The organism is Globicatella sanguinis NBRC 15551 (assembly GCF_001552295.1).
Classification (GTDB): Bacteria; Bacillota; Bacilli; order Lactobacillales; family Aerococcaceae; genus Globicatella; species Globicatella sanguinis.
In genome coordinates, this window is the sequence record NZ_BCQX01000090.1 from 1 (window position 1) to 9,718 (window position 9,718).

The window sequence follows — 9,718 nt, forward strand, 5'->3', positions numbered from 1 at the left end:
ACTTCTTGCCCACTCCCATTTGAATTGGATGATATTCTTTATAAGGATTAAAATATTAAGAAGTCTTTAAGTATTAAAAGCTTAGAGACTTTTTTTGTTGCATTTAATTGATTAGAAATAGTATTAATTCGTATATTGCAAGATTCTTAGCGTACTCCACTCTTTCTAACTTCAATATGGAATCAGGAGCGTAAATTACAACTTAGAATGTAAGGAAAGATTCAATTAAAACATCACCTAAAAACTTTTTCTATGGGATAGCTCAGAGCATTTTTATGGAGGAACTAAGTAGAAAAAGTGCGTTCGATATTTTATACTGTAAGTAGCTTAATGCTGATTTTTCTAATAACAATTTGATTAGGGAGTTGAAAAAATGTTTCAAGTTAAAGTTCAATTAAAAGAGATAAAGTCGCCTCCGATTTGGCGTAATTTAATATTACCGAATCGTATCACTTTTTTTGAGTTGCATCATATTATTCAAATTGCATTTGGCCTATATGATATGCATTTGTTTAATTTCACTAAAAAGTCGTATCCTTTTGAAATAAACCTTGAGTATATGCGTGATGAGTATTTTAATTCTTATAATGAGGGAATCAACTACGTGGATGCAGACAAAACACTTGTACTTCCTTATTTGTTAGAACTAAACACTCTCGATTATACCTATGATTTCGGCGATAATTGGGAGTTTAAAATCACCTTGATGAAAGTAAAGGTCATAACATCAGAGGAGGTCCCTAGTGTGGTCAGCTTTCGCGGCGAAAACATATCGGAAGATTGTGGCGGCCCTGGTGGTTTAGAGGAAATTAGGGAACTGGCAAAAAACCCTGATTCTAAAGAGTATCAAGAGTGGGTTGAATGGAATCCAAGAATTTTAGAAGACTATGATCTACCTCAAGTGAATGAGCGATTAGCTAAGTTTTATCGGCTAAATAATGGGGATGTTATTTTGCCTTATCATATTTATGGTTCAGAAGTGGAAATCAATTGGTAATTTATTCTCGACCCGTTAAATTAAAATCCTATGGTTTTACATTTGAGTTTGTAAAGTTCATAGGGTTTTGTTATTTTAAAGATAAGTTTGATGCTATACTGAAGATAGATAACTTTTAGGAGGATGACGCGTGTTAGTTTTAGTGATGGAAATTTCGATAAAGTTACCTTATGCTAACTCTTTAAAAGACAAACGCAATATTCGCCAGTCGTTAGTTTCACAGTTAAAAAAGGGATTTTCAGTTAGTGTGCGAGAGACGGCACATCAAGAAGATTATCAACAGTTACATTTATCGCTAGCGTTAGTTTGTTTGTCGGAACGAGAAGGCGAGCAATATGCTCAACGGATTGAAGATTTTTTATATGCTTTTACTTTGAATAAGTCCTGCGAATTACAGAAAGTTAATTGGGATATTTTGGTTGTTGATTAATATCAATGTTCGATAAAGGAGTTCAGTCACATGAAAAACGCTAAGAAAATGCAATTATCATTTAATTCGCCGGTCATATTGTCTTTTGCTTTTGCTAGTTTTATGATTCTGTTGTTTGATAAGGTTTTAGGAGGCGTTTTAACGCGTACGCTATTTAGTGTTTACCGCTCATCATTATGGGATCCCTTGACTTATTTACGATTTTTTGGGCATGTCTTGGGTCATGCAAATTGGGAACATCTGATTGGTAATATGATGATGTTTTTAGTGATTGGACCATTGCTAGAAGATAAGTATGGTTCGCTAAATATTTTAGTGGTCATTTTGTCGACAGCCTTCATAACGGGTGTGATTCATTTTTTACTATTTCCACGAGTAGCGTTACTTGGAGCTAGTGGAGTAGTTTTTGCCTTTATATTATTCGCATCGATGACCAGTTTAAAAGAAGGTGAAATTCCGATTACGTTTATTTTGGTGGCGTTGCTTTATATCGGCAAAGAAGTCCATCAAGGTCTCTTTACTTCCGATAATATCTCAAATTTAACTCATATGATCGGTGGCTTAGTAGGGGCGTATTTAGGCTATCAATTAAATTTGTACCAAGCTAAGCATCAATAAATGACTTTTTTGTTTGCACTTTTTAAGCATGATAACCAAGGATACTATTTATAATTAGAGGAGGTCATTTTCTTGGCACACCGATACATCCGTGAAGACATCGATTTTTATTCTGACGGCACGCGTTGCAGTGGCTGGTTGTATTTACCTGAGGCTCCTAAACCTTCACCAGTCATTGTCATGGCGCATGGTTTAGGTGCTTTACGTGATATGCGATTGGATGCGTATGCCCAACGTTTTGCTCAAGCGGGCCTGGCTTGCTTTTTGTTCGATTACCGTAATTTTGGGGCGAGTGAGGGTCAGAGGCGTCAATTAATTAATGTTCAGCATCAATTGGCTGATTGGCGACATGCGATTGAGTGGGTAAAAAAAGAATCAAGAGTAGATACTACTCGGTTATTTTTATTTGGCACTTCATTTAGTGGCGGTCATGTGATTCAATTAGCCGCTGAGCGTCAGGATATTACCGCTACAATTGCTCAATGTCCTTATACCGATACTTGGGCGACGACGCGTGCAGTCCCTCTTTTCTCATTACTTAAAATGATGCCCTATTTAGTGGCGGATATCATATCAATGATAAGAGGCTATCGTCCGGTTATGTTAAAACTGGCAGGTAATAAAGCTGAAGTAGCATTGATGACAGTGGCAGATTATGATGATAGCGCCAGTAGAATGATTGGTGAAGCTCATTTCATTAATCAAGTCCCAGCCCGTACTTTATTAGAGTTTCTAAAATACTCGCCAGGAAAGTTAGCCCGAGACGTTACAACACCCATTTATTTTGCCCTATGTAAAAAAGATACCATTGCCCCAGCTTCAGCTACTATAAAATGGGCCCAACAAGCACCTCATGCCACAATTAAAGAATATGATTGCGCGCATTTTGAGATTTATTTAGAACCGATGTTTGAGGCGGTTATTCAAGATTATATCGAATTTTATCATTCTATTTGTCACCGGAAAAAGTAAAGGAGTATTTAATGAAAATAAGTTTAATTCAGCTAGAAGCTTGCCCAACCCCAACCACTAATCCCTATCAAGCAGTTGAAGCACTTATCGAGCAATTGGCACACTCTAAACAAGGTATCGGTGATGTGGTGTTATTACCAGAATTGTGGAATATGCCTCTTGCAACTTCTCAACCAGAAAAATATGCCGATTTCAACGGCGAAAAAACGAAAGCTTTATTATCACAATTAGCTACAAAATATCGAGTGAATATTGTGGGCGGCTCCATTATTGAACAAAGAGGGGATCACTACTATAATACTGCTCACGTCTACAATCGTGAGGGTGTACTCATTACTAGCTATGATAAGGTGCATCTTTATCATCCCCAAGACGAGTCAGAAGCAATGACCGCGGGTAATGAGTTGTGTGTCTTTGAATTAGAGGGCATAAAATGTGGCTTAATTATTTGTTATGATTTGGATTTTGTTGAATGGGTACGAAAATTGGCTCTTGATGGGATCCAATTATTATTTATTCCAGCAGCGTGGCCAAAAGCATTTATCCATCATCTAGAAGTGTTATTAAAAGCTCGCGCACTAGAAAACCAAATTTTCACGATTTGTGCGAATCAATTTAGCCCTGAGTTATCAGATGGCCCAGGTGTGACCGGTGGTCATAGTCAAATTGTTGATCCATTAACCAATGTTCAATTTATTGTAAAAGATGAGGAGTCTTTTGGTACTTTTGAAATTCGACCGCAAATGATTGAAGAAGTAAAAGCAAGTTTTGATTTTTACCGTGACCGTCGTCCAGAATTATATTAAGTGCAAATCGATACAGAGAGCATTTTATTTTATTGTGAAGTCCGAGTTTCGTAATGCGGGTCTTTACAGGGAGTAGAATGCTTTTTATTTCAAATTTATGCCCACTTCCATGAATAAAGTTTTTGTCTTGGTTGGCAAAGTGTTGTGGAAATTGAGCAACTGGTTTTAACTATAAAAAATGGAGCGATGACGATTAACGTTTCCGCTCCAATTCCTTAATTAAACCATATGACGACCGGAAGAGATGTTAAGCTTACCGGTTTTATTTATTTTCAGCAGAATAGTCTTAAACTTCAATGTCTAATAAGGAAACATACATTTGTCCGCCGTGCATATCAATTTCATCCCGACTACCTTCAATTGGTCTCCGTGGCATACTGACTTTAGCTACTTGTATATGCTCAAGACAATAAATCTCTACTTCTTCTGGTTTGACTCCATACATTGTGGCAATATAATCACGATTATTTTCAAATGCAGAAGTTATTTTTTTAGTATCTTCGACATTATGACAAAAGACATCGATGGTTAACCAGAAAGGACCAGCATTTTTACTGCGAACATATTTAGCAATCGATTCTACTGTATTTAATTTGACTGACATCTTGATTCCTCCTTTTATCCGAATTAAATGTCATCATACTTAAAGCGAATGAGTTCGAGTGGATCACATTCAATAGTGTGATGAAGTTTGAACTCATAAATCTTACCACGTTCAATTTCAGGTGGGGAGAAAATAAAGGCATAGGATGGCATTTGTTTAGCTTCAAAAATATTATGATGTAACAATAATGGATTAAAGGCTTTGGCTACTTTTGAAGCTAATTCTTGGGTATCAGCGGTAACAGTTAACATCATGAGAATTTCGTTTGGTTGGTAATCTTCAGGTACCGGTGCGCCAGAAACACCATTGTAACCATAGGGACGTAGCCAGAAATCGTATGATTCTTTTTCAATTCCATTTTTCGTCAGTTTTTCTACACCCGCTTCAGATACGGAATCAATCCAAACTTGTGGGTCTTCCATTATTTTTGGATCACGAATACCAGCCATACTAACGGTTTGATAGCCGACAGCACCAGCGCCTTCTAATTTTAAATTATATGGTAAGTATTCAATCGTTGTTCCTTCAACTCTGACGGCTGTATCTGAGAGAGCGGTATAAGTTGAGTTGGCTGTGTCGATACAAATACCTGGTTCATATAATCGGATGGGATTTGAATTTTCATAGATCATATGTGACGATACCGAATAAGGGGTAGCTGTACTTCCTGGTTGGACACTATGAATGGTAAAACCGGTGTCATCAATTTCTGTAAACACGCCTCCTAATAAACCAGCGGAGGTACAAACACCACCACATTCGACCGTTTTAGCTGCGTGCCAACATGCAGCCGGGTCACAATCTTTCATTAATGGGTAAGCCGCAATGACAGCGGTATCGGTTGCGCGTCCTCCAATAATAATATCAGCATTATTATTAAAGGCTTCAATATAGGCTTCAGCCCCTAATAAGGCCACGATATGATCGCATTGATCAAATGTTGCTTCGCTGATTTCAGGTGCTCCAGCTAGAGGGGAGATTTTTCCTAAACGGAATTTTTCTTTCATCACTTCAACATTTTGTTGTGAATAAATACGTGCAATCTTTTTATGAATGCCAGCTTCTTGACAAATCTCTACTGCAAGTTGATAGACAGTGTCGACTCCAACATCCGATCCACAAGTGCCAGAAGAACCGATGGTAATTGGGATATTCAGTTGGTCACCTGCTAAAATCATTCTTTTTAAATCGCGTTTGACATCTTCTAAAGCGTATTTTCCTAATCCAGAACCTAAATAATAGGGACCTGAGTCGGTTGAACCCGCATCACTGGAGAGGATATCAGGTTTCATTGCGATACCAGCTTCAAATGCTTCTTCGGTAATATTTAGTCCTAAAGCACCGTAGGGAACAAACACTTTTACTTTGCTCATATTCCTTCTTCCTTTCTAAATAAACAATGGGTATTGTAAGCGTATACTTTAGTTTTATTGTAAAATGCATTTGGTATAATGTAAAATGCGAAAAAATAAGAATTGGTATAACTTGTATGTTATGATAAAAATAGAAAAAATAATTTTGAAGAGGTGTTACGAATGATTAATGAAAAGCAAATCGACTATTTTATGACAGTAGCACATGAAAAGAATATGAGCAAAGCCGCTCGTCGATTATATATTTCTCAGCCAGCTTTAAGTCGTTATATTAGTCAGTTAGAAAAAGAGTTAGGAACCCTATTATTTAGACGAGAGCCTAATGGCCTAACTCTGACTCCGGCAGGGGAACTCTATTTAGAGAGTTGTCAGAAAGTTAATGCTATATATCGTTCTGTCTTAAATCAAATGGCTCATTCTGACTCTTTAGAGAAAAAACAAATCCGCATAGGAGTAACGACCTTAACCGGCGAATTTTTAATACCACATCTCATCCACTATTTTGATCAAAATTTCCCCCATGTGGAACTACATTTTATAGAAGAACGGATGGAAGCACTGTATGATATGGTAGCCGAGAATGAAGTGGATTTAGCTTTGGTCTATCACACCCATCACACAACCTTGCAGTACACTAAAATAATGGAAAACCGAGTGTATTTGCAGGTCCCGCCTTCGTTTGTAAAAGAACGAGAAGTACTGGAGGAAAATTGGTATCCAGGTACACAGAATCCTGCGATTTCAATAAAGCTATTGCAAGATCAAACGATGATTTTATTAAAAGAAGGAAGAGGGATGCGCAAAATAGCGGATAGTTTATTTACCCTTTATCATATTGAGCCACGTCATATTATGGAAACGACCAGCATTCATTTTTGTGGTCAGTTAACGGATTTAGACAAAGGTTTTACTTTTGTCCCCGGTATGGCACTCCATCGTTATAAACAAGAAGCACCTCAATCTTTTTACTGTCAATTGGAAGAACAAGCAATAAACCGACCAATCTATTGTTGTTATAAAGAGTATGATTATTTAACACCTGCTGAAAAATCGTTAATCACCTTTATGTCTCAAATTGAAGAAAGGATTCGAGAGTAAAATTTTTGGCTTGCATCCAAAATAAAGTTGTTGAAGGGACTGATATTGATGGTTTAGAAGTCTTTAGTAAAATATATGAGGCTGAGTGAGTGTATCCCCTCTTTGCGTTGTCTTAGAAAAATGATAAAATAAACATTCAAATTAAATAGTATAAGTTTTTGATACAAGGAGGGTTTATATGCTAAATGATTGTGTGATTGACCATGAACAAACATGGTTTCGCTACCGGAGTGCGGGCATTATTATTCACGAACAAAAAAAGTTATTCGTTGAAAATTAAGCCGGTAATTATTTTTATATGGTTGGTGGCGGAGTTCAAATAGGTGAGACGTCTGCCCATGCGGTTGAAAGAGAATTATTTGAAGAAACAGGTTTAACCACTAAAGTGGCGCGATTAGCCGTTGTTTGCGAAAATTTCTTTCATGAAGGGGGTTGGCACAGAGGCTGAGAAAATCCGACATACGTTAGAATTTTATTAAGTGGTCAATGTTGACGGTATTCACAACCTGCCAACTGAAACGGATCTCAAAGAAAAATTAGTGTGGATTCCTTTAGAAAAAATCGACCAATTTAATATTAAACCAGACTTCATCAAAAACCATATTAAGACCATTTTATCAAGTAACGAGATTATCCATTATGTGCAAAATGATCTTTAACTAAACCAAACTAAAGTAAATTTTTGACCTACCTAATTTAGTTCAAATAAGATGTGTTCAGCTATGGAACAAGTCAATTTAAAATAGTTAAATACCAATGGCATTAGTCGAGATAATTTGGCTAGTGCTATTTTCTATTGAAAAAATCGGTTAAGGAGCGAATATTTTATATAAATAATATTGATAAATTGCTATCCTCTGTTATAATTATAATTAAGAAAGCGCTTTATAATTTAGCGGAAAAATAATTTAGAAAGGAATGTAGTGAGCATTATTGATTAAATAGCAGCGATTCTTGATGTTGATAAGTGAGTTTGTAACTAAGGAAAAATATAAAATTAAATAGAGATGAAAAGGAGAATGTGATATGGCAACAATTTCACGGTATGAAACTAGTAGACTTGGTAAAGATAATCCTCAATTTTCAGCTTTAAGATCAACCATCGAGACCGCCTTTTATGGGAATAATGTAGAAGAAGTAAAAACGATAAGTGAGGCTTATGAAAGAGCAGCTGCTTATAAGGGAACGATTGTTTTAGATCAGGAGGTAGCTCATACCGAAGAGTTAGACTTACCAAAAGGTGCTAAAGTATTGGTTGATAATGGAGGACGTGTAACGGGACGTACAGCCGCAGCCAGACATCTTTCTGGAACGGGTGAGGATGATAAAAAGCTATTAGGAATTGTCCGCGATGCGTTGTATGCCAATCGTGAGCGTGAATATTTAACCACGACCGCTTATGTCGGACTAGATGAAGATTTTATGGTAAGAGCACGTTTGATGGTACCATCGGAAGAGATTAACAACTTATATTCTTGGTTATTAAATTTCCAATGGGCATCTGACCAAATGACCGCAATGTATGAACGTAGTAAAGTTTATGAAGATGAATCGGATATTTTAATTTATAGCGATCCAAAATGGACTCATCCTGACCATCCAAACGGTTTTGTTTACTTCGATCCAAAATGTAATGTGGTTATTGTCTTAGGTTTACCTTATTTTGGAGAATTGAAAAAAGGAACTTTAACATTAGCGTGGGCGATTGCACGTCGTCATGGTTATGTATCTTGTCATGGTGGTATGAAAGAAATGATTACCGGCGATAAACCTTACGTCGCAGCCTTCTTCGGCTTATCTGGTACTGGTAAATCGACTTTAACCCATGCAAAACACGAAGATAAATATGAGATTAAAGTACTTCATGATGATGCGTTTGTTATTTCATTGGATGATTTCTCTTCCATTGCCTTAGAGCCATCTTACTTTGACAAAACGCAAGACTATCCTTATGGACATCCTGAACAAAAATATTTTGTAACGGCTCAAAACGTTGGGGTTAGCTTGAATGAAGCAGGCGAAAAAGTATTAGTTACCGAAGATATTCGCAATAATAATGGTCGTACTGTCAAATCACGTTACTCAACACCGAATCGGGTGGATAAATTTGATGTGCCAATTAATAGCGTGTTCTGGTTAATGAAAGATGAGACCTTACCACCGGTAGTAAAGATTGAAGGGCCTGAATTAGCGATGATTTTTGGCTTAACTTTAACTACCAAACGTTCAACAGCTGAAAACTTGGTCCCAGGAACCAATATGGAAAAACTGGTTATTGAGCCCTTTGCGAATCCATTTAGAGTTTATCCTTTACAAGAAGACTGTGATTCATTTGAACAATTATTCAATTCAGGAGAAGTTCATGGCTATATCTTGAATACTGGTTTCTTTATGGATAAGAAAATTACGCCAGCTGTCACTTTAGGAATTATTGAAAGTTTAGTCGAAGAGCGAGCAGAGTTTGTGCCATTTGGACCATTAGAAGAATTAAGTTATATGTCAATTGAAGGGTATGAACCAGATTTTGATAATGAAGCTTATCGCAAATTATTGCATGAACGTTTAAATGACCGTGCTCAATGGATTAAAGAAATTAGTGCAGAAAAAGAGCCATTAAAAGCAAGCTATTATGAAACTTTAAATGCATTAGTAGAAAAATTAGCAAAATAAAATGGCTGTATAGCTAGATAGATACCGGGTAGGCCAATTGAAAATCATCTGATTTTCAATTGGCCTGCCTTTTTATTTTGAAACGATTAGGGTGATTGCGAAAGACAAGGTCGATAAGCGAAAAAATGGGAGGGAGTAGACCAGAAGTAG

At 36.7% G+C, this 9,718-nt stretch carries 11 protein-coding genes; 9 read left to right on the forward strand and 2 right to left on the reverse strand.

The genetic code is table 11. The features are described from left to right. Nucleotides 1-373 precede the first annotated feature (373 nt). From GSA01S_RS07740 to GSA01S_RS07760, 5 genes are all read left to right on the forward strand, one after another. Nucleotides 374-997 (forward strand): plasmid pRiA4b ORF-3 family protein, encoded by a 624-nt coding sequence (locus GSA01S_RS07740; RefSeq protein WP_066126364.1) that lies wholly within the window; start codon nucleotides 374-376, stop codon nucleotides 995-997. 130 nt (nucleotides 998-1,127) lie between these two features. Beyond that, complete coding sequence (locus GSA01S_RS07745) at nucleotides 1,128-1,427, forward strand: DUF503 domain-containing protein (protein WP_066126366.1); 300 nt, start codon at nucleotides 1,128-1,130, stop codon at nucleotides 1,425-1,427. Between the two features lie 30 nt (nucleotides 1,428-1,457). Beyond that, nucleotides 1,458-2,045, forward strand: coding sequence for a rhomboid family intramembrane serine protease (locus GSA01S_RS07750; RefSeq protein ID WP_066126367.1), 588 nt, complete (start codon nucleotides 1,458-1,460; stop codon nucleotides 2,043-2,045). A 72-nt stretch (nucleotides 2,046-2,117) separates the two neighbouring features. Next, the gene (locus GSA01S_RS07755; protein ID WP_066126368.1) at nucleotides 2,118-3,017 is read left to right on the forward strand and encodes an alpha/beta hydrolase; all 900 of its coding nucleotides are present in this window, start codon (nucleotides 2,118-2,120) and stop codon (nucleotides 3,015-3,017) included. An 11-nt stretch (nucleotides 3,018-3,028) separates the two neighbouring features. After that, the gene (locus GSA01S_RS07760) at nucleotides 3,029-3,823 is read left to right on the forward strand and encodes a nitrilase-related carbon-nitrogen hydrolase (protein ID WP_066126370.1); all 795 of its coding nucleotides are present in this window, start codon (nucleotides 3,029-3,031) and stop codon (nucleotides 3,821-3,823) included. A 286-nt stretch (nucleotides 3,824-4,109) separates the two neighbouring features. Here GSA01S_RS07760 and GSA01S_RS07765 read toward each other — a convergent pair whose 3' ends face one another. Both GSA01S_RS07765 and GSA01S_RS07770 read right to left on the reverse strand, forming a co-directional pair. Further along, nucleotides 4,110-4,427, reverse strand: a complete 318-nt coding sequence (locus GSA01S_RS07765) for a DUF4387 family protein (RefSeq protein ID WP_066126372.1) — start codon at nucleotides 4,425-4,427, stop codon at nucleotides 4,110-4,112. A gap of 23 nt (nucleotides 4,428-4,450) precedes the next feature. Then, nucleotides 4,451-5,800, reverse strand: coding sequence for an acyclic terpene utilization AtuA family protein (locus GSA01S_RS07770; RefSeq protein ID WP_066126375.1), 1,350 nt, complete (start codon nucleotides 5,798-5,800; stop codon nucleotides 4,451-4,453). Nucleotides 5,801-5,962: 162 nt separating this feature from the next. On the opposite strand from GSA01S_RS07770, the gene GSA01S_RS07775 reads away from it, so the two are divergent. The 4 genes from GSA01S_RS07775 to GSA01S_RS07785 all read left to right on the forward strand — a co-directional run bounded on the left by GSA01S_RS07775 (nucleotide 5,963) and on the right by GSA01S_RS07785 (nucleotide 9,568). Further along, nucleotides 5,963-6,898: a LysR family transcriptional regulator gene (locus tag GSA01S_RS07775; protein WP_066126376.1), complete on the forward strand. Its 936-nt coding sequence runs from the start codon at nucleotides 5,963-5,965 to the stop codon at nucleotides 6,896-6,898. A 298-nt stretch (nucleotides 6,899-7,196) separates the two neighbouring features. After that, on the forward strand, nucleotides 7,197-7,346 hold the full coding sequence (locus tag GSA01S_RS10550; protein ID WP_083513265.1) for an NUDIX domain-containing protein: 150 nt from the start codon (nucleotides 7,197-7,199) through the stop codon (nucleotides 7,344-7,346). 31 nt (nucleotides 7,347-7,377) lie between these two features. Next, on the forward strand, nucleotides 7,378-7,557 hold the full coding sequence (locus GSA01S_RS10870; protein WP_066126377.1) for a hypothetical protein: 180 nt from the start codon (nucleotides 7,378-7,380) through the stop codon (nucleotides 7,555-7,557). A 367-nt stretch (nucleotides 7,558-7,924) separates the two neighbouring features. Continuing rightward, nucleotides 7,925-9,568: a phosphoenolpyruvate carboxykinase (ATP) gene (locus GSA01S_RS07785; RefSeq protein ID WP_066126378.1), complete on the forward strand. Its 1,644-nt coding sequence runs from the start codon at nucleotides 7,925-7,927 to the stop codon at nucleotides 9,566-9,568. Nucleotides 9,569-9,718: the final 150 nt, after the last annotated feature.